The following is a 25,974-nucleotide window of genomic DNA, read 5'->3' as shown; positions in this document are numbered from 1 at the left end:
TTCCCCTGTGTGACAGGGGAGTTCCGCTACGCAGTCGACCTGCTGCTACTTGGCTGCCTGCTCCAGCAGAGCAGGGGTGACCGCCCCGGCGTAGACCGTCCCCTTGTCGGTGACCAGCACATTGACGAGCTTGGTGGAGATCAGCGTGCCGCCCGGCACCTGCTTGCCGAACGACTTGATCGCGCCCATCCGGTCCGACGCGCCGGACTTGCCGCTTGCGGCGCTGCCGCCGGCGGTCGCGTCGAAGCGGTAGATCGTGCTCCAACCGGTGCCGATCGTATTGACGTTGTGATCGTCGGCGCCGGACTTCCCCGGAACGACCTTGGAACCCTTGGCCTCGGACGAGCCGGCGCCGCCCGACTGCTGCACCACCTTGGTGCCGCTCGGCGGGGTGAAGGCGAAGGTGCCCGCCGCCGGGGTGGCGAAGGAGACCTTGCTGAAGCCGATGTTGAGGATCGAGTCGCTGCCGTCCGACGGGTTCACCCGCACCTGCAGCGGCAGCCCGTTGTCCGCGTCCACGGCGATCCGGACCTCGCCGATGGTGGAGCCCGAGCCCTTCGGCTTCACGCTGAGCTCGTACACCGCGTGGCCCGCGACCTTGGAGGTGCCGGCCACCGACACGGTGGTGGAGGGACCGAGCGCGGCCAGCGCCTGGGTGGCTGCCTGCTGCGGATCGGTCAGGCCCTTGGACTCCTGGGTGGCGGCGGCACCGGAGCCCAGTCCGGTGACGTGGGTCGCCGACTTCCCCTGCGCGTCGTATGCCCAGGCCGAGCTGCCGTTGTGGACCAGGGTGAAGGCCGAGCCGGAGTCGGTGGACGAGACCAGCTGCCGCTCCTGGCCGTCCGCCGCCACCTGGAAGCTGTGCGTTCCGCCCGAGACCAGTGCGACCAGCTGCTTCTCCGCCAGCTGGGCCTGCGAGGCCTGGCCGGTGCTGCCGCCCGAGCCCGCCACGGCGGACGGGATGGCCGAGGCGATCTGCGAGGGGATGCCCAGGTCGACCTTGGCCTGGACGGTCCCGGAGAAGGTCTGCGTCCTGCTGGACAGCATCTTGGTGAGCAACTGCTGTGCGGTGACCGACGGCAAGTCCGAACTCGCGGCGAGCGCCGGTACGGCGGCCACCCCCGCCACCGCGACCACCGCGATCGCGGCCGGGATCAGCACCCTGCGCCGGCTCCTGCCGCGCGGGATACCCTCGGCGGCCGTCGCCGCTCCGGGCAGGTCCTGTCCTGCGCCGGGCGGCGGGATGCGCACGGGGCCGATCCCGTTCGCGTTCCCGTTGTCGTCGTTCGTCATGGTGCTCTTCCCTCCGTCTGCGCGGCCTGGCCGCACCGCTCCCCTCGACGGCCCGTGCCCTTGTTCTCCATTAGACGCCTACCCGGTTCCGTTCGGATCGCTCCCGCGGGGGAAGTCGGGTCCCCCTGACGATGCAGCCGACCCTGAGACGGTCTCAGGGTTCCCCCGGGACACACTGCCCTGTCGGGACACACTGCCCTGTCGGGATGCGGCCCGGTTAAGGTTCAGCACATGAAGGATCAGGGAGCCCCGCAGGGAACGCCGACCGCCAACGCCATGCGCCGGGCGCTGCACCGCGCCCGCGAGGGCGTGGCGCTGGACGCCGGCGAGGCGGCGGTACTGCTGCGGGCGCGCGGCGAGGACCTGCGGGACCTGTGCGGCACCGCGTCCCGGATCCGTGACGCCGGGCTGGCTGCGGCGGGGCGGCCCGGGGTGGTGACCTACTCGAAGAAGGTCTTCATCCCGCTCACCCGGCTCTGCCGGGACCGCTGCCACTACTGCACCTTCGTGACCGTCCCGGGGAAGCTCCGGGCCGAGGGCCACGGCCTCTACCTCTCGCCGGACGAGGTGCTGGACATCGCCCGCAAGGGCGCGGCGCTGGGCTGCAAGGAGGCGCTGTTCACGCTGGGCGACCGCCCGGAGGACCGCTGGCCCGAGGCCCGGGAGTGGCTGGACGCGCACGGCTACGACGACACCCTGGCCTATGTCCGCGCCATGTCGGTGCGGGTGCTGGAGGAGACCGGGCTGCTGCCGCACCTCAACCCCGGGGTGCTCAGCTGGACCGACTTCCAGCGGCTGAAGCCGGTGGCGCCGTCCATGGGGATGATGCTGGAGACCACCGCGACCCGGCTCTGGTCCGAGCCCGGCGGCCCGCACCACGGCTCGCCCGACAAGGAGCCGGCCGTCCGGCTGCGGGTGCTGGAGGACGCGGGCCGCTCCAACGTCCCGTTCACCAGCGGTGTGCTGATCGGCATCGGCGAGACCCACGAGGAGCGCGCGGACGCGCTGTTCGCGCTGAGGCGGATCTCGCGGCAGTACCACGGGCTGCAGGAGGTGATCGTCCAGAACTTCCGGGCCAAGCCCGACACCGCGATGCGGGCGATGCCCGACGCCGAGCTGGAGGAGCTGGCCGCGACCATCGCCGTGGCCCGGGTGATCCTCGGCCCGTCCGCCCGGATCCAGGCCCCGCCGAACCTGGTCACAGCATCGATCAGCGGCTCCGCCGCGGGCGAGTACGCGCTGATCATCGGCGCGGGCATCGACGACTGGGGCGGTGTCTCCCCGATGACGCCGGATCACGTCAACCCCGAGCGCCCCTGGCCGCACATCGACGAGCTGGCCGCCCGCACCGCCGAGTCCGGGTTCGAGCTGCGCGAGCGGCTCACCGTCTACCCCGAGTACGTCCGACACGGCGAGCCCTGGCTGGATCCGCGCGTACTGCCCCATGTACGGGCCCTGGCGGACCCTGAGACCGGCCTGGCGCGAGCGGACGCACCCGTGGTCGGCCGGCCCTGGCAGGAGCCGGAGGAGGCCTTCACGCCGTCCGGCCGCACCGACCTCCACACCGGCATCGACACCGAGGGCCGTACAAGCGACCGCCGCGCCGACTTCGACGAGGTCTACGGCGACTGGGAGGCCCTGCGCGAGCAGGCCGCCGAGCACTCGGCCCCGTCGCGGATCGACGCGGACGTCCGAGGAGCGCTGCGGACCGCCGCGGACGACCCGACCCGGCTGACCGACGACGAGGCGCTGGCGCTGTTCCACGCGGAAGGACCGGCCCTGGACGCGCTGTGCGGCATCGCCGACGACGTCCGCCGGGCCGCGGTGGGGGACACCGTCACCTACTGCGTGACCAGGAACATCAACTTCACCAACGTCTGCTACACCGGCTGCCGCTTCTGCGCCTTCGCGCAGCGCCGCACCGACGCCGACGCCTACACCCTCTCGCTGGAGCAGGTCGCAGACCGGGCGGCCCAGGCCTGGGAGGTCGGCGCCACCGAGGTCTGCATGCAGGGCGGCATCCACCCCGACCTGCCCGGCACCGCCTACTTCGACATCGCCGCGGCGGTGAAGGCCCGGGTCCCCGGCATCCATGTGCACGCCTTCTCGCCGATGGAGGTCGTCAACGGCGCGACCCGCACCGGACTGTCCATCAGGGAGTGGCTGCAGCAGGCCAAGGAGGCCGGGCTCGACTCCATCCCGGGGACGGCGGCGGAGATCCTGGACGACGAGGTCCGCTGGATCCTGACCAAGGGCAAGCTCCCGGCCGCGACCTGGGTGGAGGTCGTCTCCACCGCCCATGAGCTGGGCCTGCGGTCCTCGTCCACGATGATGTACGGGCATGTGGACCAGCCCCGGCACTGGCTCGGCCATCTGCGGCTGCTGGCGCGGATCCAGCTGCGTTCTCTTGAGAAGACAGGGACGGGCGGCTTCACCGAGTTCGTGACGCTGCCGTTCATCCACACCAACGCCCCGGTCTACCTCGCCGGGATCGCCCGCCCGGGACCGACCCAGCGGGACAACCGCGCGGTCACCGCGATGGCGCGGCTGCTGCTGCACGAGCGGATCCCCAACATCCAGACCAGCTGGGTCAAGCTGGGGGCGGACGGCGCCGCGGAGATGCTCCGCAGCGGCGCGAACGACCTCGGTGGGACGCTGATGGAGGAGACCATCTCCCGGATGGCCGGGAGCGCCTACGGCAGCTACGAGTCCATCCACGGGCTCGAAGCCATCGCCGCCAAGGCGGGACGGCCCGCGCGGCAGCGCACGACCCTCTACGGCGAGGTCCCCGCGGAACGCCGCGCGGCGGCTCTGGCGTCGGACGGGCACCTTCCACAGCTCCTGCCACTCGCGGATTAGCAACAGGGGCGCGGGGAACTGCTCGATCAACTGCGCGCGCGACCAGCCCTCTACGGAGGTGCATGGTCGGCAGCGCAGTTGCCCGCGCCCCTGAAGACGGATCAGACGGCGTCGCGGAGGCCCAGTTCGATCTGCTCCAGGCTCTGCTGCTTGGTCTCCTTGACCAGGAGCCAGGTCAGGACGAAGAGCAGAGCGTTGATCCCGGCGAAGACGTACATCGACTTGCCGAGCCCCAGATGGTTGTGGTCGGACATGATCGGGAAGACCGCCGTGATGATCCCGGTCGCCGCCCACAGCACGACCGCGCCGACGCCCATGCCGATGCTCCGGACCTTCAGGGGGAAGACTTCGGCCATCATCACCCAGACCACCGCGCCCCAGCCCAGCTCGTACCCGGCCAGGTACAGCACCAGCAGGATCACCGCGAGCGTGCCCAGGGTGTTCTTGTCGTGGACGTTGATGACCACCCAGCCGGTCAGCCCCAGCGTCACCACCATCACCACATTGCCGATCAGCAGCAGCGGCTTCCGCCCCCAGCGGTCGACCACGAACACCACCCACGCGGTGAAGGCCAGCTTGGTGATCCCCAGGATGATCGCCGAGAGCAGCGCGGTGTTCGCCGTGAAGCCCAGCGAGATCAGCATGGTCGGGAAGTAGGCGTTGATCGCGTTGACCCCGCTGAACTGCTGGCCGACGGCGAGCAGCAGTGCGACGAACAGCATCGGCCGCACCCATGCGGCTCCCAGGTCGCGCACCCGACCGCTCTGCTGGCTGTCCAGGGCGATGACCTCGCGGATGGACGCGACCTCCGCGTCGATGTCGTCGCCCTCGCGGCCGTGGGTGCTGGCGAGCACCGCGCGGGCCTCGTCCTCCTTGCCCGTGTTGAGCAGCCAGCGCGGGGTCTCCGGGAGGAAGGTCAGCCCGACGATCAGGATCGCCGCGGGCACGATCGCGCCGGCGAACATCCAGCGCCACAGGTGGTGCGGCTGCAGCCAGTAGCTGACCAGGAAGGCGATCAGGATGCCGCTGACGATGAAGATCTGGTTGAGCGCGCCCATCGCGCCGCGGATCCGGGCCGGGGCCAGCTCGGACATGTAGGTCGGCACCGTCGCGGAGGACAGGCCGATGCCGACGCCGAGCACGGTGCGGAAGCCCACCAGGGAGTTGAAGTTGGGCGCCAGCGAGCAGGCGACGGTCCCCAGGATCACCACCGCGCCGGCCACCATGATGGTCTGCCTGCGGCCGACCCGGTTGCACAGCCGGCCGGCCAGCCCGGCGCCGACCATGGCGCCGACCGAGAGGCTGGCGGTGACCACGCCCTTCTCGAAGCCGGTCAGGCTCCATACCTTGTTGATCACGACCAGGATGCCGGAGATGATTCCGAGGTCGTAGCCGAAGAGGATGCCGCCCAGGGCACCGAAGAAGTAGAGGGTCGCTGGGTTGATCCTGCGCAGTGCGGACGGCGGTGCTGTTGCGGTCTGGGTCATGGCCGGTCGCCTTGTCTCGTTTACTCACCTGGATGGTCGTCAGCGCGCTTCGCAGGACCGACCGGGTAGGTAAAGGAGCTTGCCTTGCTTGTTCCGCTTCCGGATTGAAGCGCGCTCCTGACCATGGGTCAAGAGCGTGCGTTCACATCCGGGATCGTTCGGCAAGGCACGATGTCAGCATTGGTGGCAATTGACCGGATGTATAAGTTCATATCCCTGAACACTGATCTACGGGTGGAACGATTTTACTTCCCTTTGACTGTCGTGGTGATTGCTTGAAGGGTCAGCCGCTCAGCACGATGAATCCACGCTTCGTCAGGACCGACCGCACCGTGCCCGAGGAGGGGATCAGAGCAGGGGGAGCAGAGCAGGGGGTCACTCGTACCGGTACTTCAGGGACTCGGCCTCGGCCTGCTCGATGTCCGCGATCGTCAGCTCCGGTGCCCGGAGCTGGGCCAGGGTCACCTCCGCCGAGGAGGGCTGGGCGTCCTTGGCGAGCCACTGCTCCGGCTTCCAGGCCGAGGACCGCATCAGCGACTTGGGGCAGTGCGGGTAGACCTCCTCGACCTCCACCACCAGTGCGCTGGCCGGCGGCTTTCCCACCGCGGTCAGCTGCTCCAGCAGGTCCGGCCTGGTCGACACGCAGGCGCGGCCGTTGACCCGCAGGGTGGTCGGGCGGCCGGGGATCAGGAACAGCAGTCCGGCGCGGCCGGTGGCGATCACATTGTGCAGGGTGTCCAGCCGCTTGTTGCCGGTGGCGTCCGGGACGGCCAGGGTCCGGGAGTCCAGCACCGCGACAAATCCCGCCGGGCCGCCGCGCGGCGACACATCGCAGCGGCCGTCGGGATCGGCGCTGGCGACCAGGACCAGCGAGGAACAGCCGATGAGCGCGATGGTCTGCGGCGTAAGTTCGTCGGTCTGCTTGCGGACGGCGGCGTCGCTGGGCTCCGGGTAGACCTCGCGCAGCCGGGCCGGGTCGGTGATGGCGTCGGCCCGCAGGGTTGCGAAGACACTGGTGTCGCTGCTGGTGGTCATGGTCGTCATGCTGACGACCCTACGTTCCGGGCCGCCGGTCCCGCCCGGGATTGTCGGGGCCGGAGGGCGTTCAGCGCATGATCTCCCCGGCGTTGACCAGCAGCGACTGGCCGGTGATCGACCTGGCCCGGTCGGAGGCGAAGAACAGGGCGGCCTCGGCGACGTCGCCGTCGGTGGCCAGTTCGGGCAGCGCCATCCGCTCCGACAGCCGACCCCTGACCTGCTCCTCCGGGATCTCCTCGGTCCCCGCCGTCCACTGCACGTACATCTCCACCGCCGGCCCCCACATCCAGCCGGGCAGCACCGTGTTGACCCTGATCCGGTCCGGGCCCAGCTCGCGGGCCATCGAGTACATGGCCGAGGTCAGTGCGCCCTTGGAGGCCGCGTAGGCGGCCTGGCGGACCTGGCTGGGCGCGGCGATCGCGGACTGGGTGCCGATGATCACCACCGAGCCGCCGCGCTCCTTCAGAGCGGGCAGGCAGGCCCGGGTGAGCTGCAGCGTCCCGATCAGGTTGACGTCCAGCACCCGCCGCCAGGAGGCGAAGTCGGCGTCGGCGAGGCCGCCGAAGTAGCTGTCCAGCGCGGCGACATGGACGATCGCGTCGATCCGGCCGTAGCGCTCGACGGCCAGCGCGGCCAGCGCCGTGCAGGCGTCCTCCTCGGCGATGTCGGTGGAGCGCCAGACCACCCGGCCCGCACCTGGGTGCGAGGCCTCGATCTCGGCCCCGGCCTTGGCGAGGTTCTCCTCGGTGCGGGCCCCGAGCACCACATTGGCGCCCTCCCGGGCCGCCCTGACGGCCACCTGCTGGCCCAGGCCCGGGCCGACCCCGGAGACGATGACGGTACGACCTTCGAGAAGCGACATGGCCCAACCCTCCAGAGAAACTGACGGTGCGTCAGCTTAGGGCGGCCGCCCGGCGAAGGCCAGAGCCGTGCGGCCTCCGGGCAGGCGCTGGGGCCCGTCTGTCGGACCTGTCCGACGGGCCTGCCTGTCCTAGGCTGGGCGCCTATGGGACTGTTCGAACTGATCGAGGAACGGGACCCGGCGGTGCAGGCCTTCCTGCCCGAGCCGGGGCGGCGCGAACGCCTGGCCGCGGAGGCGGCGGCTCTCGCCGCGCGTTGGCCGGACCCGGCCGGACGTCCGCCGCTGTACAGGGTCGCGGTGGGGGTCAAGGACGTCATCCGGGTGGACGGGCTGCCGACCCGGGCCGGCTCCGCGCTGCCGCCCGAGGTCTTCGCAGGACCGCAGGCGGCCGTGGTCGACCGGCTGCGCGCGGCCGGGGCCCTGATCGCCGGCAAGACGGTGACCGCGGAGTTCGCCGCGCTGGCGCCGGGACCCACCCGCAACCCGCACAACCCCGCGCACACCCCCGGCGGCTCCAGCAGCGGCTCCGCCGCGGCGGTCGCCGCCGGGATGGTGCCGCTGGCCGTCGGCACCCAGACGGTGGGCTCGATGATCCGCCCGGCCGCCTACTGCGGGGTGGTCGGCTTCAAGCCGACCTACGGGCGGATCCCGGTGGACGGCGTCGTCCCCAATGCGCCGAGCTTCGACACGCTCGGCGTCTTCGCCACGGACGTGGCCGGAGCGGCCCTGGCCGCGGCGGTGCTGTGCGACGGGTGGCGGCAGACGCCGTCGCCCGCGCCGTCCGCCGCACCGGCCGGTGTTCGGCCGGTGCTGGGGATCCCGGTCGGGCCCTATCTGCAGCGCGCCGAACCCGAGGCGCTGGCGGCCTTCGCCGCCCAGGTCGAGCTGGTCCGCGAGGCGGGCTACCCGGTCCGGGAGACGCCGGTGATGTGCGACTTCGACGTGACCGTGAAGCAGCTCTTCACTGCCAACCGCCATGAGTTCACCCGCACCCACGCCGAGTGGTTCGCCCGGTACGGGGACCTCTACCGCCCCGAGTCGGTCGCCGCCTTCCGCGAGGGACAGGCCGTGGACCGCGCCGAGTACGGCCGGGCGCTGGCCGCCCGCGAGGAGTTCCGGGACCTGATCCTCTGCACCATGGAGGCCGCCGCCGTCGACCTCTGGATCACCCCGTCCGCCACCGGCCCCGCCCCGCTCGGGCTGGACAGCACCGGCAGCTCGATCATGTGCCTGCCCTGGAGCAACGCCGGCCTGCCCTCGCTGTCGCTCCCCGCGGGCAGCGCCGCCAACGGGCTGCCGCTGGGCCTTCAGCTGGTCGGCCGCCTGGGCAGGGACGAGCAACTGCTGGACTGGGGCGCGGAGCTGGCCCCTGTCGTCGCCTCCGGCGCCCGGTCGTCCCCGGAGTCAGCCTTCGAGTAGCTGCCAGAAGCGCTGCTCCAGCTCGGCCGCGCCGCCCGGCCGCTCGGCGGCGTCCGGCGCCGGGGCGTCCGGCCCCCACAGTGCGTCCACGGTCTGGCCCCACAGGGCCCCGACGGTCTGCCCCTCGTCGTGGAGCACCTTCAGCGCCCACTCCAGCCGCTCCCGCTCCGGCCCGGCCGCCAGCGTCGGCACCAGTCGGGCCACCGCCCTGGCCTGCGGCTGCCAGCGGCCGTCGACGGCCCGCTGCAGCAGCGGCCGCAACTGCTCGCCGCGCCGGGTGGCCGAGACCAGCGCCCGGCCGTCCAGGCGCAGGACCCGGGCCAGCAGCAGGGTCCGGTCCTCGTCGCCCTCCCAGCGCGGGGCCGCCTCCAACTGGGCGTAGACCCGCGGGGTGAGCCCGAGGGTCTGTGCGACCTGCTCCGACGGCAGGTCCAGGGCCAGCCGGTGGTCCCTGATGCTGACCGCCCGTCCGCCCATCAGCTGCCCGGGCTGACACCACACTGCCCGTGCCAGCGCCACCAACTCCGCCTCGCTGGGCAGCAGTTGCCCGGCCTCCCAGGCGATCAGCTGCTGCGGGGCGATGTGCACACCGTGCGAGGCCATCGCCCGGGCGGCCATCGCCGGGCTCAGCCCGAGCACCTGGCGCGCGTACCGGGCGGCGGCGGGATCGAAGGGGACGGGTGCAGCGACGGGGGCGGGCGTGCGTCTTCGCATGTGCGCTGACGATAGGGGTATAAACCGCCCCGTGGCATGGGAGGAACCACCAAAGCCGGGGCGGGCCGGCGGGGGTGCGCCTTGGCGGATCCGCCGGTCCGCACGCCCCGACTTCGCGCACGGATCTGGGAAGTTCGAGATAGCTGACGTACCGTCAGGCGCTATGACTGACGACCTCTCGCAGTACGCCGAACTGGCCTCGCGCGGACCGTACGGGGTGGCGATCGGCTCCGCGCTGATCACCATGGTGGAGCCGCATCCGGGCCACGAGTACGGCTACAACCGCTGGTACGAGGACGACCACTTCTACGCGGGCGCGATGGCCATGCCGTGGATGTTCGCCGGGCGGCGCTGGGTTGCCACCCGCGACCTGCAACTGCTGCGCTACCCCGAGAAGTCGGCCGTGGCCGAGCCGGTGACGGCGGGCTGCTACCTCTCGGTGTACTGGATCACCGAGGGCCGGCACGACGAACACATGCGCTGGACCATCGGCATCAACAAGCGGCTCAACCGGGACGGCCGGGTCTACCGCGACCGCACCCATGTCTTCACCTCCTTCCAGCAGCACGCCGGCGTCGCCTACCGGGACGGCGCGGCCGGACCGCGCGACGTCCATGCGCTGGACCAGCCGTACCAGGGGCTGGTGCTGGAGGTGGTCGACTGCGAGACCGGCGAGCAGCGGGACCAACTGCTGGACTGGCTGCTGGAGCGCGGCCTGCCGGGCCGGCTGCGGACCGGCGCCCCGGCGGCGATGTGTGTGGCCTTCCGCCCGCTGCCGCTGCCGGTCGACAAGATGTCCTACGTCAAGCCGGTGGAAGGCACCGACACCAGGCTCACCCTGCTCTGGTTCCTCCAGGAGGACCCGCGCGGCTGCTGGTCCTCCTTCACCGGCCTGGACGCCGAGGTCGCCGCGGCCGTGCCGGGCGCCCGGGTGGAACTGGTCGCCCCGTTCGTGCCCACGCTCCCCGGCACCGACCTGTACGTGGACCAGCTGCGGTGACGGCCGCGGGTCGCCGAGGGCCGCCAACCGCCGAGGGCCGCCGAAGGCCGCGCTCGCCGAAGACCGCCGGTCGATGGCACCGCCGGATGTGAGGAAGCGGGACCGCGCAGTCGCTGCTGCGAGGTCCCGCCGATATGGCTGCCCTGATCTCCCCTCCGCTCCCGAACGCCGGGAACGGGGCCTTACCGGTCCTGCTCGAACGCGCCGGCGTTGACGCCCGCGATGAAGGCGGTCCAGGCGTCCGGCGTGAAGCTGAGCGCCGGGCCGCTGGGGTCCTTCGAGTCGCGGACCGCGACCGCGGCGGGCGGCTTGGCCACCTCGACGCAGTTGCCGTTGCCCGAGTAGGTGGACTTCTTCCAGTTGAGGCCGTTGTCGTTGTCGCTGAGGCTGTTCTGGGTCATGGCTTTCCTGCTCCAGACTCCGCACTCGATCCGGTCCATCAGTCGGGTACTGGATGGGTGCTCTGATGCTGTGTGGGTTTCTGTTGCGGTGGTGCTGAGGCTCACTCTGCCCCTCCGCTTGTCCGGGAGGCAAAGGTGCCCCCGGATGTTCGCCTGGCAGGATGCAAATGCGGTAGAGGGAAGGATCGGTTAAGCACTCGTGCTGTAGCATGCCCGCCGCGGCTGGGCCCGAAGCCCGGAGCCACAGGTTCGGCGGCTGTCCGCCACAGAGCCGCCACAAGGGGCAGGTGTCAACTCTCGTAGGACTGAGCCAGTTCCTCGATCAACTCCCGGGTCAGATCCGGGTTCAGCGCCTGGGCGCGCAGGTGCTCGTACATCATCGAGTAGAGCCGTACGTCCGAGGCCTTCTCCAGGTAGAGGTCGCTGGTGACGCCCTCCAGGTAGACCACGCTGGCGTCCAGCGCGTCCTGGAAGTCCAGGATGGAGAAGGTGCCGCTCATCCCGGGGTGCGCGCCGACACTGTAGGGGAGCACCTGCACATTGATGTGCGGCTGCTGGCTGATCTCGACCAGGTGCGCCAGCTGACGTTGCATCACCTCGGGGCTGCCGACCACCCGGTGCAGCGCAGCCTCGTCGACCACGGCCCACAGCCGCATCGGGTCCTCACGGTCCTTGATCAGATCCTGGCGGAGCATCCTGATGTCGGTGCGCTTGTCGTTCTGCTCCGGTGTCGCCTCCGGCTGGATGCCGGTGACCACCGCGTGGGCGTACTCCCGGGTCTGCAGCAGGCCGGGCACGAAGAGCGACTCGTAGTTGCGCACCGAGATCGCCTCGGCCTCCAGCCCGATGTAGACGCTGTAGGGGACGTCGCCGAAGGCGTGCCACCAGCCGCGCTGCCGGGACTCCCGGGCCATCGTCATCAGGCCGTCGATCAACGACTCGTCGCCGACCCCGTACACCTCGCAGAGGTCGCGCACATCACGCTGGCTGATGCTGCGTCGGCCGTTCTCCAGCCGGCTGATCTTCGACTGGGAGACCAGCAGCTGCTGGGCCACCTCCTCGGCGGTCAGGCCCTTCTGCTCACGGAGCCTGCGCAGTTCGGCGCCGAGGCGTCGGCGGCGGACGGTGGGGTTGATGCTGGCGGACGACACGGGTCCTCCGGCTTTCGCTCGGGATTGGTTGGAATGCATTCCGTTCCGTTCCAGCAGCATGCCACCGCAAGGGGTTGCCGTGTGGTGCAATCAGCGCGGATCAGGGGCGCGCGAGTACACTTGTACGCCGCCTCGCGCTGCCGTACGCGCGCTCGCGCAAAAACGCCGACCGCCGCCCCCGGCCGCGAGGGTGGTCGCGGCCGGGAACGGCGGTCGTCGTCACTGCCTGGCACTGCACGGCTGCTGCTGCCGCTGCTACTGCCACTGCTTGCTGCTACTGGTGCACGGACGGATCGCAGGTACTGCGCGGGACGGCGTCAGCGCGCGGCTGCACGCGCCATTCCGGGCAGCACCGACGGTCGGGCCGCGGTACGGCCGGGGGCGACGCCTGGCTGTGCCCCACCCCTGCCCTGTGCGGCAGGAAGGCCGTTCTGCACGTCCATCACCGCATGCGCGACCATGCCGCCCAGCGGGTCGTACCGGATCAGGTCGCGCAGGCGTGACCTCGAGGAGCGGCCCTCGTTACCCGGGTAGAGATGCTTTCCCAGACCCACGGCGTGGGCCAGGGCTGCCAGGGCGGCCGTCCGGGGGTCCGGCGGTACGCCGGTCCGGATCGCCGTGTCCAGACGTTCCTTGATCGCGCTGTTCGTGCAGTCGTCGGACGCCTGATAGCGCGTCGTCGGCAGCACCCCGCACACCTGGCCCGGCACTGCCCGCACCATGTCGCACCGCTCCAGGTGCGCCAGGTACGTCTGGCGCAGCCCCAGCCGGGGCCCGCCGATCCAGTGCACGGCACGCACCGCACTGCCACGACGGCGCAGCAGTTCGAGCGCGTGGTCCAGGGTCGGATCACCGGTCGGCCGCGGGTTCACCACGGCTATCCGGTCCCCGTCCGGGACTATTCTTCCGGCCATCGCCAGCTCGACGAGCTGTGCTCCGGCCAGTCCGAGGTCAAGGGTCTGCGGTTGCGCGGTGGTCCCGGTCGTCGGGTCCAGTGCGAGCAACAACAGTTCCTCGGGAATTGTTCTGCGGCTCTTGCCCATCCAAGCCTCCCCGCGTGGATGAAGACAGAGTGACGCCTCTCACACCCTGCTGTCGAGAGTGCCTCGAGAGTGACACGACACCGTGATCTCGGGAACCGCTCGGATGAGCCCCACGTCTGCCACAGGAGGGGCTGGTATCACAAAGGAATCGCCGGTCGAAGGTGCGGCGGACCAGCGATGTCGTGGTTGTGAAAGAAACTTGGGGAGAGGCGTCCGGGTATGGACGTCTGTCCGGGCGTGCGAGGAGGTTGGGTTACGTGGGCGAGTCCCCCGACAGGGTGGAGCGGATCGGCGAAGCGGGCGAGGACCGGACGGCGAAGCCGGAGCCATGGTTCAGCCGCGCGTCCGGACCGTCCCGGCCCGCGGAACCCGCCGAGTCGGCGGGACCGGCCGAGGAGCGGCCTGCGGCCGGGGCCGCCGCGGAGCGCTCCGCGGACCCGCGTACCGAGCGCGGCGCGGAGGACCCGCGCCCCGGGGGGCCCGCAGCTGCGGGCGGAGCCGAGGCAGCGACCCCGCGGACCACGGAGCGCGCGGCCCCGCGCACCGAAGAGCGTCCTGCGGACGCGCGCTCCGAAGGGCGCTCTGCGGACGCGCCTGCCGAGGGGCGCTCTGCGGACGCGCCCGCCGAGGAGCGTCCTGCGGGCTCGCGCAGTGAGGAGCGGACGGAGGGGCTCGGCGACGCGCCTGCGGACCGGCGCGAGCCTGCGGGGTCCGCTGTGGAGGCTGCTGACGGAGACGCTGTCTCCGATGCGGACCCGGATGCGGATGCCGAGGCGCAGGCCGTGTCGGTCGGCGTCACGCCCGCTCGCCCGGCGGGCGACTCGGAGGGTCGGCCCGCGGGGCCTGCCGCGGACGAGCCTGTCGGCGGTCCGGGCCCGAGGATCGACTCGCCCACCACCGCTCTGCGCCTCCCCGAGCCGGACCGGCCCGAGCCGGCCCCCGACGGGGCGGACGAGCTGACCACGGCCATGCGCCTGCCCGAGTCGGACCGGCCCGCGCCGGCCGAGGCCGTCCCGGACCAGCACACCACCGCTCTGCGCGTCCCCAAGCTGGACGAACCCACCCGGGCGCTGCGCCAGGTCTCGATCCCGCAGGGCCCCCGGGAGCACACCGAGGTCCCCCCGTACGACGCCCCGGAGCAGCAGGCCTACGGGTGGCAGCAGGCCCCGCCGCAGCCGCCGAAGTCGCAGTCGCAGCCGCCGCAGGCCGAGGAGTCCTCCTCGGGCCTCGGGCAGTTCGGCTGGGGCCGCAGCCCCCAGCCGCCCGCCCCCGGCGGGGCCGCCCCGCTCAGCCCCAGCCCGGAGAGCACCTCCGAGGCCATGGACGTGCTCGCGTCGCTCAGCCGCAAGCCGTCCAGCCCGCTGCGCCGCGCGATCAAGCGGATCAGCATCTGGGGCGTCCTGCTCTGCTTCCTGCTGGTGATCCTGGCCATCGTCCAGGTGCTGCGCCCGCTGCCCTCGCCGAGCCTCAAGATGACCGCGGACTCCGCGTACGCGTTCGGCGGCTCCGCGCCCACCCTCGACTGGCCGGCCAGCGGCCAGGCCACGGCCGAGGTCTCCGGCCTGGGCACCCTGGGCCACTCCGGCTCGGACAACCCGGTGGCGATCGCCAGCGTGACCAAGGTGATGACCGCCCACCTGATCCTCAAGGACCACCCGCTCAAGAAGGGCGACCAGGGGCCGACGATCACCGTCGACCAGCAGGCGGTGAACGACTACAACACCGGCGTCACGGACCAGGAGTCGGTCGTCAAGGTCACCGTCGGCGAGCAGATCAGCGAGTACCAGGCGCTGGAGATGCTGCTGATCCCGTCCGCGAACAACATCGCCAGGCTCCTGGGCCGCTGGGACGCCGGCACCGACGCGGCCTTCGTCACCAAGATGCAGGCCGAGGCCACCGCGCTGTCGATGACCAAGAGCACCTACACCGACCCCAGCGGCCTTGAGGGCACCACCAAGAGCACCGCGAACGACCAGCTCAAGCTGGCCGAGGTGGTCATGCAGGACGCGGTGTTCCGGGAGATCGTCAGCACCCCCTCGTTCACCCCGCCGGGCGGAACGCTGACCTACAACAACAACAGCCTGCTCGGCGGCAACGGCGTGATCGGCGTCAAGACCGGCACCAGCAGTTCCGCCCTGGGCTGCCTGATGTGGGCCGCGCAGACCAAGGTCGGCGGCACCACCCGGACCATCGTCGGGGTGGTGCTGAGCCAGCCCGCCACCGGCGGGGACGGCGGCGGCTGGCTGCCCAACGTGCTGAAGAACAGCAAGAAGGTCGTCATCAGCGCCGAGGGGGCGCTGAAGGCGCACACCGTCGCCAAGAAGGGCGACGTGGTCGGGTACGTGGACGACGGCCTGGGCGGCAAGACCCCGGTGGTGGTGTCCAAGGACGTCACCGTCGCCGGCTGGGGCGGTCTGTCCGTGGACATCTCGCTGGAGCCGGTCGGCGGCGGCCTGCCGCACCAGGCCGCCGCCGGGACCACGGTCGGCAACCTGGTGGTCGGCACCGGGGCCAGCGCCCAGACGGTGCCGGTGCAGCTGCAGTCCCAGCTGAAGCAGCCCACCGCCGGGGCGAAGCTCACCCGGCTGGGGTGAACCCGGCCCGATCCGGGGGGCGGCGCGTCGTCACAGATGGCACAGGCGGCACAGGTGTCACATGTGGACCGGCGCGCCGCCCTCCTGCTCCGCGTGGACGACCGGCCTGCCGGCCGGGTAGATCAGCCCGCACACCACCATCCCGAAGGCGAAGAACGCGGCCGACCACCAGTACGCGGTCGAGTAGCTGTGCAGCTGCGCCTGCGCCTGGTTGGCCGGGGTCACCTGCCTGCCGACCAGGTAGGCGGTGGCCGCGCTGGTGGCCAGGGTGTTCAGCAGCGAGGTGCCGATCGAACCGCCGACCTGCTGGCTGGTGTTGACGGTGGCCGAGGCCACGCCGGCGTCATGGGCGGCCACGCCCGCGGTGGCCAGGGACATCGCCGGGGCGAAGATCAGGCCCATGCCGACGCCCAGCACCAGCAGCGGCGGCAGCACATCTGCGGCGTAACTGCTGTGCAGGTCCAGCCTGGTCAGCCAGGCCATCGCGAGCGCGCCGAGGAGCATGCCGACCGGCACGATCGGCTTGGCACCGAGCCGGGGCACCAGCGCGTTGGTGGCGGTGACCGAGGTGACGATCATCATCACCACCATCGGCAGGAAGGCCACTCCGGTCAGCACCGGCGAGTACGCCAGCGACTGCTGCAGGTAGTAGGTCAGGAACAGGAACACGCCGAACATCCCGGCGCCGGCGATGAACATGGCCAGGAAGGACGCGCCGCGGTTGCGGTCCAGCACCACCCGCAGCGGCAGCACCGGATGCGGGGTGCGGGTCTGCCACCAGGCGAAGACGCCGACCAGGACCACCCCGGCGAGCAGGAACCCCCAGGTGCCGACCGAGCTCCAGGAGTGCGTCTCGGCGTTGGAGAAGCCGTAGACCAGGCCGAACAGGCCGAGCGACACCAGCACAGTGCCGGGGATGTCCAGCTTGGGCGGGTCCTCCGGCGCGCCGGCGTGCAGCAGCCGCACCGCGCCGGCGAAGGCGACGGCGGCCAGGATCAGGTTGACGAACAGGCACCAGCGCCAGTCCAGGTACTCCGTGAGCAGCCCGCCGAGCAGCAGGCCGACCGCGCCGCCGGTGCCGGCGATGGCGCCGTAGATGCCGAAGGCCTTGGCGCGCTCCTTGGGGTCGGTGAAGGTCGTGGTCAGCAGTGACAGCGCCGCGGGTGCCAGCAGCGCGCCGAAGGCGCCCTGCAGGGCGCGGGCGGTGACCAGGACCTCGAAGCTGGGCGCGGCGCCGCCGAGGGCGGAGGCGACCGAGAACCCGACCAGGCCGATCAGGAAGATCCGCTTACGCCCCACGAGGTCCGCGACGCGTCCGCCCAGCAGCAGCAGGCTGCCGAAGGCCAGCGCGTAGGCGGTGACCACCCACTGCCGGTTGCCGTTGGTGAAGCCCAGGTCCTGCTGCGCGGACGGAAGCGCGATGTTCACGATCGTCGCGTCGAGCACCACCATCAGCTGGGCCAGGCCGATGACGGCGAGGACCCACCAGCGATGGTTCTCGCCTGCGGAACGGGTGAGGCCGGATGCACCCTGGCTTGTGGTCGTGGTCGGTCGGGTCATGGCGCCGCTCCCAATAAGGAAAGCCACAGCGAAAATGTACAAAGGTGTACATAGGACCCTAAGCCGATCGGCCCAACGCTGCAGTGCGACCCGGACGTGGTCGCGGCGCCCCGACGGTCAGCCTGGCGGTCAGCCCGGCGGTCGGCCCGACGGTCAGAACGGGTAGTGCGCGTGCTTGGTCGCCACGGTGACCCAGCGGGTGGTGGTGAAGGCGTCCAGGCCCCAGTGGCCGCCGAAGCGGCCGTAGCCGCTGGACTTGGTGCCGCCGAACGGCGACTGCGGCTCGTCGGCGACCGACTGGTCGTTGATGTGCACGATGCCGGTGTCGATGCGCTCGGCCACGGCGAGGCCGTGGGTGCCGTTCTCGGTGATGATTCCGCAGGTCAGGCCCTGTTCGGTGGCATTGGCCAGGGCGACGGCCTCGTCGTCGTCGGCGAAGGTGGCGACGACGCAGACCGGGCCGAAGATCTCGCGGGTGTGGATGTCGGCGTCCTCGGTGACGCCGGTGAGGACGGTCGCCGGGTGCAGCGCGCCCTGCGGCTCGCCGCCGCCGGTCAGTACCGTCGCACCCTTGGCGACGGCGTCCGCCACCAGCGCGGCCACGCGCGCGGCCGAGCCGGCGCCGACCAGCGGGCCGATCACGGTGCCGGGGTCGGCGGGGTCGCCGGCGGGCAGGGCGGCCACCCTGGCGGTGAACTTGGCGGTGAACTCCTCGGCCAGGCTCCGGTGGACCAGTACCCGGTCGCCGGACATGCAGATCTGGCCGGAGTGCATGAACACCCCGAAAACCGCGGCGTCCACCGCGTAGTCCACGTCCGCGTCGTCCAGCACGATGATGGCGTTCTTGCCGCCGAGTTCGAGCACGGCGGGCTTGATGTGGCGGGCGGCGTGGGTGCCGATGACGCGTCCGACCTCGGTGGAGCCGGTGAAGTTGACGGCGCGGACCCGGGGGTCCGCGATCAGCGCCTCGGCGATCACGGCGGCGTCTGCGCGGTCGTTGGTGATCACGTTCAGCACGCCGTCCGGCAGCCCGGCCTCGCGCAGGATGTCCGCCAGGAACAGGGCGCAGGCGATCGGGGCGTCCTCGCTGGCCTTGACCACGACCGTGTTGCCGACCGCTAGCGGCGCGGCGACGGCGCGGATCCCCAGGATCAGCGGGGCGTTCCAGGGCGCGAAGGCGGCCACCACGCCGAGCGGCCGACGTATCGCCAGGCCGAGCACGCCCTCCTCCTGGGCGTTCAGCACCTCGCCGCGCGGGGCGGTGGTTCCGGCGGCGGCCTCGCGCAGGATGTTGGCGGCCAGCGCGACGTTGAAGTAGGCCCAGGGGGTGATCCCGCCGGTCTCGCCGGCCATCAGCTCGGCGGCCTCCTTGCCCCGGCCGTCCAGGATGTCCGCGGCGGCCAGCAGCACGGCCCGCCGGGCGAAGGGGCTGCTCGCGGCCCAGGACGGGAACGCCGCATGGGCCGCTTCCACGGCGCGGGCGACGTCCTCGACCCCGGCGGCGGCGACGGTCGCGTAGACCTCGCCGGTGAACGGGTTGAGGTCCTCGGTGGTACGGCCGGAGAGCGCGGGGACGTACTGGCCGTTGATCAGCAGGTCACGGTGCAGGGTCATGGGAATGCCTTCTTTCGCCGTCCGAGGCGGTGGCTGGCCGGATGCTCGCGAGCGTAGTAGCCGTACGGGAGTTCGGACCCGATCGGACGGTAGGACGGTCAGGGGGCGGGCTGGTCGGGGGCGGGCAGCAGGTGGCAGGCAGCAGGTGGCGGGCAGCAGGTGGCGGGCGGTGGCCAGGTCGGGCGGCAGACCGGTCAGGTGGCGGTCCAGAGCGCGTGCAGCGTAGGGGGCTTGCGGAAGACCAGGCCGCGCGGGGCGCTCGGACGTTCCGGGTCCAGGCGGAGGCCGGGGAGGGCGTCGAGCAGGGTGCGCAGCGCGATCCGGGTCTCCAGGCGGGCCAGGTGCGCGCCGAGGCAGTAGTGCGGACCGTGCGCGAAGGCCAGCTGCAGACGGGAGTTGGCACGGTCGATGTCGAAGGTGTCCGGGTCCTCGAAGACGGCCGGATCGCGGTTGGCCCCGGCGAGGGAGACGGTGACCAGGTCGCCCCGCCGGATCTCGGCCGGGCCCAGCCGGGTGTCGCGGGTGGCGTAGCGGTCGACCACCGCCGCGCCCGGCTCCAGCCGCAGCGACTCCTCGACAGCGTTGTCCAGCAGGCTGTCGTCGGCGCGTACCCGGGCCGGCAGGTCGGGGTCGGCCAGCAGGTGCAGCAGCGCGTTGGCGATCATCGCTTCGGTGGTCTCGATGCCGCCGAACAGCAGCACCGCCGCGTTGGAGGTCAGCTCGGGCAGGCCGAGCCGCCCGGCGGCGCTGAGGAGCAGTGAGCGACCGCTGTCGGCGCGCGCACCCGCCTGCACCGTGTCCGCGACAGCCTGGCGCAACTCGGTGTAAGCGGCGGCGCCCTCGGTCCCGGCCGGGCGGCCCTCGGTGATCTCGTTGACCGCGTGGACGATGCCGTCGTACCAGGCCAGGACGGTGGCGGTGTCGGCTCCGGCGAGACCGAGGATGTCCGTCATCACCACGGCGGCCAGCGGTCCGGCGAAGGCCCGGCGCAGTTCGGCCGTCCCGTGCGGGCCCAGTCCGTCCACCAGCCGCGTCGCCTCCTGCTGGATGCGCTCGGCGAACCCCGCCCCGTGCAGCTCGCGCAGCCGGAACGGCGCGGTGAAGGGGTCACGGTGGACGGCGTGCTCCGGGCCGTCCAGGGAGAGCATGCTCGGGCCCACCACCTGGGCCGTGGAGAAGCGCGGATCGTCCACGGTGTAGGTCTGCGCGTCACGCATCACCGCGACCGCGAGATCGCGACGGGTCACCAGCCAGCCGCCGAGCGTGGGAAGCCAGGACACCGGCTCCGCGGCCCTGAGCCGGGCCAGCAGCGGATGGGGGTCCTCGGTGAGCTCCGCCAGGGTCGCGGCCGCCCCGAGCGGAGAGCTGCCAGTGATCATCGACCGAGGCTATCCAGGGCGGCGGCCGGCTGTCGATACGCGTACCTGTCGATAGATGCAGTTGTCGATACCTGCTGCTCGACACGCGCTGTTGATACGCGCCGCCGCGCCGGGTACCGGGCAGCCCGGGGCGGCGCTTCCTCGCGCCCGGGGGCGGGTCGGCGTGGATACTCGTCCTGGACGGGGCAGGTCGCCGCCCTGAGACCGGAGGTGCACGGGCTGATGCAGGTACCGGACCGGGCAGTCGGTGGAGCCGTCGGGGCCGCGGGTGGGTCCGTGAGCGGGGCCGTGAGGGGGGCCGTGGGGTGGTTGCGGGCGCATGACCCGGGGCTGGCGGCGACGCGCAAGGCCGGGCGCACCGCGCTGGTGATGCCCGCACTGTTCGCCCTCTGCTCCCAGGTGTTCCATTCGCCGGCGATGGCGAGCTTCGCGGCCTTCGGATCCTTCTCGATGCTGCTGCTGGTGGAGTTCACCGGCCGGATGGTGCAGCGGCTGCGGGCGCATCTGGGCCTGGGGGTGGCCTGGGTGGTGCTGATCTGCCTGGGCACCCTGGCCGCCAAGCTGACCTGGCTCGCCGTCCTGGCCACCGTGGCGGTCGGCTTCATGGTGCTCTTCGCCGGTGTGGTCAGCTCGGTGCTGGCGGGATCGGCGACCGCGCTGCTGCTGGCCTTCGTGCTTCCGGTGACCAGCCCGGTGCCGCTGTCGCAGCTGCCGGACCGGCTCGCCGGAGCGGGGCTGGCCGCGGCCGCGGCCATGCTGGCGATCTCGCTGTTGTGGCCCCGACCTGCCGCGGACCCGCTCAGCGCGCCCGCGGCCCGGGTCTGCCGCGCCGCCGCCGAGCAACTGCGCACCGAGGCCGACCGGTTGGACCGCGGCCCCGGCGCTCCGGACGCGAAGCACTGCCACGCCGCCGCGGGCCGGGTCGCCACCGCGGCGGCCGACCTCCGGCGGACCTTCGACGCCACTCCCTACCGGCCCACGGGACTGTCCAGCACCTCCCGCGCCCTGGTCCGCCTGGTCGACGAACTCACCTGGCTCACCGGCATCCTGGCCGACAAGGCGTCCTACACGGACGACGTCCCGGCCTGCGACCCGGCGGCCCGCGCCGTGCGCCGGGCCGCCGCCGAACTGCTGGACCGCGCCGCCGACCTGCTCGGCGACCTGCACGGCGACGGCGGCAGACTGCAGGCGGCCTGCGCCGAACTGCGCGCGGACATGGACGGCATGGAACGCAGCTCCACCACGCGCCTGCCGGTGGACCGGCCGGTGAACGGTGCCGGGCCGTCGGACGGTGTCGGGCCGTCGGTCGGGGCGTCGGGCGATGTCGCGAACGGGCCGTCCGCCGACGGTGCGGCGACGGCGGTCTACGGCTTCCTGGCCACCCTCGACCTCTCCTTCCGAGCCCAGGAGTTGGGCTTCGCGGTGCTGCAGATCGCGAGCAACGTCGACCTGGCCTCGGCGGCCGAGCGCCGCAGCTGGCCGGAGCGCCTGCTCGGCCGCGAGCCCGGTGCCCTGACCGAGCCGCTGGCCGCCGCGCGGGAGCGTGCCGCGGCCCACCTGCAGCCGCACTCGGTGTGGCTGCACAACAGCCTCCGCGGCGCCGTCGGCCTCGGCATCGCGGTCACCCTGGCCGACCTGACCAGTGCTCAGCACTCGTTCTGGGTCCTGCTGGGCACCCTCTCGGTGCTGCGCTCCAACGCGCTCAACACCGGCCAGAACGCGGCCCGGGCGGTACTCGGCACCGTCATCGGCTCGGTGATCGGGGCCGGGCTGCTGCAGCTCATCGGCCATCACGGCACCGTCCTGTGGTTCCTGCTGCCGGTGGCCGTGCTGATCGCCGGCATCGCCCCCGCCGCGATCTCCTTCACCGCGGGCCAGGCGGCCTTCACGGTCACCCTGGTGGTGCTGTTCAACATCGGCCAGAACCCGGACTGGCACATCGTGCTGCTGCGGCTCCAGGACATCGCCCTCGGCTGCGGGGTGAGCGTGCTGGTGGCGCTGTTCTTCTGGCCGCGAGGCGCCGACGCCGCCGTCGACCGGGCGCTGGCGGACGCCTACACCGACAGCGCCCGCTACCTGGTCGGCGCGGTCGAGTACGCGGTCGGCTGCTGCACCGCCGGCCCGATGCCGGCCGCCGCCGCACCACTGCAGGAGGGCCGCGACGCCGCCGCCTCGGCCCGCAGGCTGGACGACGCCTTCCGCAGCTACCTCGCCGAACGCGGTTCCAAGCCACTCCCGCTGGCCAGTATGACCACGCTGGTCACCGGCGTGGTCGGACTGCGCCTGGCGGCCGACGCGGTGGTCTCGCTCTGGCGCGAGCCGGGCGACGCCCGCACCGAGGTGGAGCGCACCGACGCCCGACTGGAGATCCTGGGGACGGCGACCCGGGTCACCGACTGGTACCGCGACCTGGCCACCGGCCTGGACCACGCAACCGCCGTCCCGGCCCCGGTCCTGCCCGACCCGGCGTCGGCGGCCCGCCTGGTCGAGTCGGTCCGCCACGACCTCACCGGCGCCGACGGCCAGGGCACCGCCACCGCCGTCCGCATCATCTGGACCGGCGACCACGTGGACGCCGCCCGCCGCCTCCAACCCACCCTGGCCCGGGCCGCCGCGGCCCGGCCGGGAGCACGGCTCAGCCGGTGACCGGATCCTCCAGGGCGGGCTTGCCACGGCCCCAGGCCCAGGCCAGTCGGTCGGCGCCGGACTGGTTGGTGGTGGCCAGCCAGGGCCGGTCGGCGGTGCCGATCAGGGTCTCCAGGCTGTAGGTGTCGTCGGTGCGCAGGCCGGGCCAGTAGACCGCGCCCATGTGCAGGGCGCGGATGGCGTCGGTGTCTGCCTGCATGAAGGCGACCTCGTTGTTGCCGGCGGCCGGCTGGTCGTAGTCCAGGCCGGTGGTCATCGATGCGCCGAACTCGTCGACGACGGTGCGCGGGGCGCAGCCGCCGACCCGTACCTTGAAGTCGGCGAGCCACTCGGCGTAGGTGTGGGTGCCCCAGTAGCCGTAGTGGTGCAGCGACAGATAGGTGCCGTCGAGGCGGCTGTCGGCGCAGACGGAGGTGACGTTGTCGTTGTACCCGCTGCCGCTGACGAAGACCCGGTCACGGGGGACGGCGGGGAAGGTCTGCAGCCACTGGGCGGCGATGTCGGCCCACTCGGCCGGGGTGTAGCCGAACGGCTCGTTCATGGGCTCGAAGTAGACCTGCGGGTTGTGCGCGTAGGTCCGGGTGAGGGTGCTCCACATGCGCCAGAACTGCGCGGTGTCGTCGATCCTGCCGTCCTTCTGGGCGCCGGTTCCCTCCCAGTAGGCGGCGACGACGTTGAAGCCCTGGGCGGTGGCGGCGTCGAACACGGCGCGGTAGGAGTTCCAGTAACCGGCGTTGACCGTGTAGGGGTTGACGGGTATTCGGACGGTGTTGGCCCCGAGGTTGGCCCGGAAGGCCGCGATGATGCGGGTGGCCTTGTGGAACGTCGTCCGGTAGTCGTCAGTCGGCGACAGCCCGGACAGCAGGAGGGCGTCGTCGGCGAAGTTGTCGCGCTGATCGGCCCAGTTGACGCCGTGGAACTGGCCCGGCACCAGGGCCGGTGCGTGCGGGGTCCCGGCCGCGGCGGCCGGGACTGCCGCCGCGCAGACCAGAGCCGCCGCCGCGGCAGCCAGGGCGGCGCCGGTCAGCGACCGGCGCCGGAACCCGGGGCGGGGGTTGCTGGAGCTTGAGTTGCTGCTGCTGGGCATGGGCGTGCCTCTCCAGGGTGTTCGCGGGGGTGGAGGCAGCAGCGAACCAGGCAGGGGTCACCTGGTAGCCGGTGCTGGAGGTCTTCGAGGTGCTGCGCGTCGGTTCGCGCGAGTGGGACGGAAGCTGGCCCGGCTTTCCTTGCCGGCGGTGGAGGACGCCCGAGTGAACGGTGGAGCACTGGGCTGTCGGGCCCGCCTGCGGATGGAAAAACGGCCTTGGTCAGCACGGGGCGCCGTCGCTCACAGTGACCGGTCGGATCAATGTTTACGTGAACATCGGCTGCCTGGTCAGTGAGTCTGGGATGCGGTGCCGGTGCATGTCAAGACCGTTGCCCGAAGGTTTCTGTTGGAAGTGCGAAGGCTGGGAAACCACCATTTCCGGCATAACACTCAATCAGGTACGGCCAGCTCATTGGTTTGTGTAGCTATCCGTTCGGGTATGTGCGGTCCGATGCCGACATAGCAGGAAGGCCCCCCGGCGTGACCGATCGCCGACCACTCCGAGCGCGACCACGACCACGATCCGCCCGTGGTCCACGTCGCCCGGACCGTCGCCCCGGACGATGGTCGACAGCCGCTACACTGTGACCCGGTACACCACGCCAGCGGTGCACCCCGCCTTAGTGGGATCTGTCGGAAACCCGAACCCTGCAGGTCGGTGGGCCCAGGCTGTCAGGGTGAGCAACGCGTACCCCTGGATTCTCCAACGCCCCTAGGGCGAACGCGCAGGTCAGGCGGCCTCTGTCATTGATGGGACGAAGCGCTGACCTGTGGCCCGTGGCGTCCCTGTGGGTGGCCGGCGCGAGCGCGTCTGAGAGCCCCTCTCGGGGCCAGGCCTTCCAGCTCGGGGCACTCGTCATGTAGGTCCCGAATAGCCCAGTCGAGTTGCTATTTAAGTAGCAGCATCGGATCTTGGATCCTGTGTGGATTCCTGAGCCGCGCTTCGCGCGCCGAACGATGCTCCTGATTGCGGACGCCGAGAAGAGCCTGTTTCTCTGCGGCTCCTGCTGCAGGGGGTGGACGCCTCCCGAGTTGTTGCTGGAGTCGGAAGTCACCTGCTATTCGGCCGCACGCGCCTTCATGTCCGCTGCTTTCGGTGACATTGCCTTTCGGTTCGGCGAAATGCGTGGTCGTTTCTGGCCGAGCCCGGTGGAGGGCTGGGAATGCGACCGAAGGACGGCGCTGACCGTTCTCATTATCCGCCTAGAGACTTCCCGGCCGGATCGCGTCGGTCATTTGAATGATGGGCGACATGTCTGGTGGGGGCAGGATCAGTTGCTTGAGAATCGCCGCCATATCTATCCACCGGGGATCGTCAGCCTCATTGATGGATATTTCGACGGCCGGCTTCCGGATGGCGACTTGCGTCTCGAATAGAATCGGTGATCCATGGGAGTTGCAATGCCTCAGGGGTTTGCGCTGGAGGTTCTGCTGGAGCGGCCCATCGGGATTGGGTGGGTTCGGGCTGTCGAGCTGATCGGTGATGGCCACTTCGCGTTTTCTGCGGACCGGTCCCGTATCGCAGTGGTAATCTTGGCGGAAAATCAGGATGAAGCGTTCGCGCGGACCTGGGCTGACATTGCCGATGATCAACTCCTCCCGGTGGACGCTATCGTTTCGCTGCACCCAGACGAGGGCGGATCGGTCAGCCTCAGTTTCCGACTTGAGGACGCAGTGCTGGAACGAGTAGGGGTGCTGGCGTCGGAATCCGACCGGATGCTGGGCGAGTTTTTGGCTCAGATGATCAAGGATCGGATTGGTCAGGATCTCCGAGACCGGGAAACCTGTATCCGCAGACAGATCGAGGGAATTCTGGAGGGCTGTACG

19 protein-coding genes are annotated in these 25,974 nt (G+C 71.4%); 7 read left to right on the top strand and 12 right to left on the bottom strand.

Annotated elements, in window-relative coordinates; translation table 11 throughout:
• Window positions 1–45: 45 nt before the first annotated feature.
• Entirely contained in the window at window positions 46–1,293 is a 1,248-nt protein-coding gene (locus tag TR46_RS08395) for a LolA family protein (RefSeq protein ID WP_052432632.1), read from the bottom strand.
• 231 nt (window positions 1,294–1,524) lie between these two features.
• On the opposite strand from TR46_RS08395, the gene TR46_RS08390 reads away from it, so the two are divergent.
• Window positions 1,525–4,152 (top strand): bifunctional FO biosynthesis protein CofGH, encoded by a 2,628-nt coding sequence (locus tag TR46_RS08390; RefSeq protein WP_042396271.1) that lies wholly within the window; start codon window positions 1,525–1,527, stop codon window positions 4,150–4,152.
• Between the two features lie 101 nt (window positions 4,153–4,253).
• Here the strand turns inward: TR46_RS08390 and TR46_RS08385 are convergent, their stop codons facing one another.
• The 3 genes from TR46_RS08385 to TR46_RS08375 form a co-directional block, all read right to left on the bottom strand.
• Window positions 4,254–5,639: a sugar porter family MFS transporter gene (locus TR46_RS08385; RefSeq protein ID WP_042396269.1), complete on the bottom strand. Its 1,386-nt coding sequence runs from the start codon at window positions 5,637–5,639 to the stop codon at window positions 4,254–4,256.
• A 375-nt stretch (window positions 5,640–6,014) separates the two neighbouring features.
• Window positions 6,015–6,674: an MSMEG_1061 family FMN-dependent PPOX-type flavoprotein gene (locus TR46_RS08380; RefSeq protein ID WP_042396267.1), complete on the bottom strand. Its 660-nt coding sequence runs from the start codon at window positions 6,672–6,674 to the stop codon at window positions 6,015–6,017.
• A 70-nt stretch (window positions 6,675–6,744) separates the two neighbouring features.
• The gene (locus TR46_RS08375) at window positions 6,745–7,539 is read right to left on the bottom strand and encodes an SDR family oxidoreductase (RefSeq protein WP_042396265.1); all 795 of its coding nucleotides are present in this window, start codon (window positions 7,537–7,539) and stop codon (window positions 6,745–6,747) included.
• Between the two features lie 144 nt (window positions 7,540–7,683).
• On the opposite strand from TR46_RS08375, the gene TR46_RS08370 reads away from it, so the two are divergent.
• The gene (locus tag TR46_RS08370) at window positions 7,684–8,958 is read left to right on the top strand and encodes an amidase (protein WP_052432631.1); all 1,275 of its coding nucleotides are present in this window, start codon (window positions 7,684–7,686) and stop codon (window positions 8,956–8,958) included.
• Here the strand turns inward: TR46_RS08370 and TR46_RS08365 are convergent.
• Entirely contained in the window at window positions 8,944–9,672 is a 729-nt protein-coding gene (locus TR46_RS08365; protein ID WP_152626352.1) for an XRE family transcriptional regulator, read from the bottom strand. The two genes, TR46_RS08370 and TR46_RS08365, sit on opposite strands and share 15 nt — an antisense overlap.
• A 163-nt stretch (window positions 9,673–9,835) precedes the next feature.
• Between TR46_RS08365 and TR46_RS08360 the strand changes: the two genes are divergently transcribed.
• The gene (locus TR46_RS08360) at window positions 9,836–10,672 is read left to right on the top strand and encodes a hypothetical protein (protein ID WP_042396262.1); all 837 of its coding nucleotides are present in this window, start codon (window positions 9,836–9,838) and stop codon (window positions 10,670–10,672) included.
• 182 nt (window positions 10,673–10,854) lie between these two features.
• Here the strand turns inward: TR46_RS08360 and TR46_RS08355 are convergent, their stop codons facing one another.
• The 3 genes from TR46_RS08355 to TR46_RS08345 form a co-directional block, all read right to left on the bottom strand.
• Window positions 10,855–11,073, bottom strand: coding sequence for a DUF397 domain-containing protein (locus tag TR46_RS08355; RefSeq protein ID WP_042396260.1), 219 nt, complete (start codon window positions 11,071–11,073; stop codon window positions 10,855–10,857).
• Window positions 11,074–11,363: 290 nt separating this feature from the next.
• A complete protein-coding gene (locus TR46_RS08350) occupies window positions 11,364–12,263 on the bottom strand; it encodes a helix-turn-helix domain-containing protein (RefSeq protein WP_042396498.1) in 900 nt (299 codons plus the stop codon).
• 278 nt (window positions 12,264–12,541) lie between these two features.
• Window positions 12,542–13,267, bottom strand: a complete 726-nt coding sequence (locus TR46_RS08345; protein ID WP_042396258.1) for a GOLPH3/VPS74 family protein — start codon at window positions 13,265–13,267, stop codon at window positions 12,542–12,544.
• A 257-nt stretch (window positions 13,268–13,524) separates the two neighbouring features.
• On the opposite strand from TR46_RS08345, the gene TR46_RS08340 reads away from it, so the two are divergent.
• Window positions 13,525–15,861, top strand: a complete 2,337-nt coding sequence (locus TR46_RS08340; RefSeq protein ID WP_152626351.1) for a D-alanyl-D-alanine carboxypeptidase — start codon at window positions 13,525–13,527, stop codon at window positions 15,859–15,861.
• A 57-nt stretch (window positions 15,862–15,918) separates the two neighbouring features.
• Here the strand turns inward: TR46_RS08340 and TR46_RS08335 are convergent, their stop codons facing one another.
• From TR46_RS08335 to TR46_RS08325, 3 genes are all read right to left on the bottom strand, one after another.
• Window positions 15,919–17,421 (bottom strand): MFS transporter, encoded by a 1,503-nt coding sequence (locus TR46_RS08335; protein ID WP_042396257.1) that lies wholly within the window; start codon window positions 17,419–17,421, stop codon window positions 15,919–15,921.
• Window positions 17,422–17,574: 153 nt separating this feature from the next.
• The gene (locus TR46_RS08330; protein ID WP_042396256.1) at window positions 17,575–19,035 is read right to left on the bottom strand and encodes an aldehyde dehydrogenase family protein; all 1,461 of its coding nucleotides are present in this window, start codon (window positions 19,033–19,035) and stop codon (window positions 17,575–17,577) included.
• A gap of 194 nt (window positions 19,036–19,229) precedes the next feature.
• On the bottom strand, window positions 19,230–20,414 hold the full coding sequence (locus TR46_RS08325) for a cytochrome P450 (RefSeq protein ID WP_042396255.1): 1,185 nt from the start codon (window positions 20,412–20,414) through the stop codon (window positions 19,230–19,232).
• A 300-nt stretch (window positions 20,415–20,714) separates the two neighbouring features.
• On the opposite strand from TR46_RS08325, the gene TR46_RS08320 reads away from it, so the two are divergent.
• Window positions 20,715–23,060: an FUSC family protein gene (locus tag TR46_RS08320; protein ID WP_236655261.1), complete on the top strand. Its 2,346-nt coding sequence runs from the start codon at window positions 20,715–20,717 to the stop codon at window positions 23,058–23,060.
• Here the strand turns inward: TR46_RS08320 and TR46_RS08315 are convergent.
• Entirely contained in the window at window positions 23,050–24,147 is a 1,098-nt protein-coding gene (locus tag TR46_RS08315) for a glycoside hydrolase family 5 protein (RefSeq protein WP_052432628.1), read from the bottom strand. The two genes, TR46_RS08320 and TR46_RS08315, sit on opposite strands and share 11 nt — an antisense overlap.
• A gap of 912 nt (window positions 24,148–25,059) precedes the next feature.
• Here TR46_RS08315 and TR46_RS08310 point away from each other — a divergent pair.
• Together TR46_RS08310 and TR46_RS08305 are read left to right on the top strand one after the other, a co-directional pair.
• Window positions 25,060–25,524, top strand: a complete 465-nt coding sequence (locus TR46_RS08310; protein ID WP_152626350.1) for a hypothetical protein — start codon at window positions 25,060–25,062, stop codon at window positions 25,522–25,524.
• Between the two features lie 12 nt (window positions 25,525–25,536).
• Window positions 25,537–25,974 (top strand): hypothetical protein (locus TR46_RS08305; RefSeq protein ID WP_152626349.1); only part of this gene is annotated, 438 nt, incomplete at its 3' end.

This window comes from Streptacidiphilus carbonis, from assembly GCF_000787775.1.
Classification (GTDB): domain Bacteria; phylum Actinomycetota; class Actinomycetes; order Streptomycetales; family Streptomycetaceae; genus Streptacidiphilus; species Streptacidiphilus carbonis.
The sequence above is the reverse complement of the archived record's forward strand: the minus strand, read 5'-3'. Positions and strand labels throughout refer to the sequence as shown.

What these genes read in the sequence shown, in the direction of transcription:
- TR46_RS08395 (WP_052432632.1), bottom strand. Translation starts at nt 1,293, where the DNA reads ATGACGAACGACGACAACGGGAACGCGAACGGGATCGGCCCCGTGCGC.
- TR46_RS08390 (WP_042396271.1), top strand. Translation starts at nt 1,525, where the DNA reads ATGAAGGATCAGGGAGCCCCGCAGGGAACGCCGACCGCCAACGCCATG.
- TR46_RS08385 (WP_042396269.1), bottom strand. Translation starts at nt 5,639, where the DNA reads ATGACCCAGACCGCAACAGCACCGCCGTCCGCACTGCGCAGGATCAAC.
- TR46_RS08380 (WP_042396267.1), bottom strand. Translation starts at nt 6,674, where the DNA reads ATGACCACCAGCAGCGACACCAGTGTCTTCGCAACCCTGCGGGCCGAC.
- TR46_RS08375 (WP_042396265.1), bottom strand. Translation starts at nt 7,539, where the DNA reads ATGTCGCTTCTCGAAGGTCGTACCGTCATCGTCTCCGGGGTCGGCCCG.
- TR46_RS08370 (WP_052432631.1), top strand. Translation starts at nt 7,684, where the DNA reads ATGGGACTGTTCGAACTGATCGAGGAACGGGACCCGGCGGTGCAGGCC.
- TR46_RS08365 (WP_152626352.1), bottom strand. Translation starts at nt 9,672, where the DNA reads ATGCGAAGACGCACGCCCGCCCCCGTCGCTGCACCCGTCCCCTTCGAT.
- TR46_RS08360 (WP_042396262.1), top strand. Translation starts at nt 9,836, where the DNA reads ATGACTGACGACCTCTCGCAGTACGCCGAACTGGCCTCGCGCGGACCG.
- TR46_RS08355 (WP_042396260.1), bottom strand. Translation starts at nt 11,073, where the DNA reads ATGACCCAGAACAGCCTCAGCGACAACGACAACGGCCTCAACTGGAAG.
- TR46_RS08350 (WP_042396498.1), bottom strand. Translation starts at nt 12,263, where the DNA reads ATGCATTCCAACCAATCCCGAGCGAAAGCCGGAGGACCCGTGTCGTCC.
- TR46_RS08345 (WP_042396258.1), bottom strand. Translation starts at nt 13,267, where the DNA reads ATGGGCAAGAGCCGCAGAACAATTCCCGAGGAACTGTTGTTGCTCGCA.
- TR46_RS08335 (WP_042396257.1), bottom strand. Translation starts at nt 17,421, where the DNA reads ATGACCCGACCGACCACGACCACAAGCCAGGGTGCATCCGGCCTCACC.
- TR46_RS08330 (WP_042396256.1), bottom strand. Translation starts at nt 19,035, where the DNA reads ATGACCCTGCACCGTGACCTGCTGATCAACGGCCAGTACGTCCCCGCG.
- TR46_RS08325 (WP_042396255.1), bottom strand. Translation starts at nt 20,414, where the DNA reads ATGATCACTGGCAGCTCTCCGCTCGGGGCGGCCGCGACCCTGGCGGAG.
- TR46_RS08315 (WP_052432628.1), bottom strand. Translation starts at nt 24,147, where the DNA reads ATGCCCAGCAGCAGCAACTCAAGCTCCAGCAACCCCCGCCCCGGGTTC.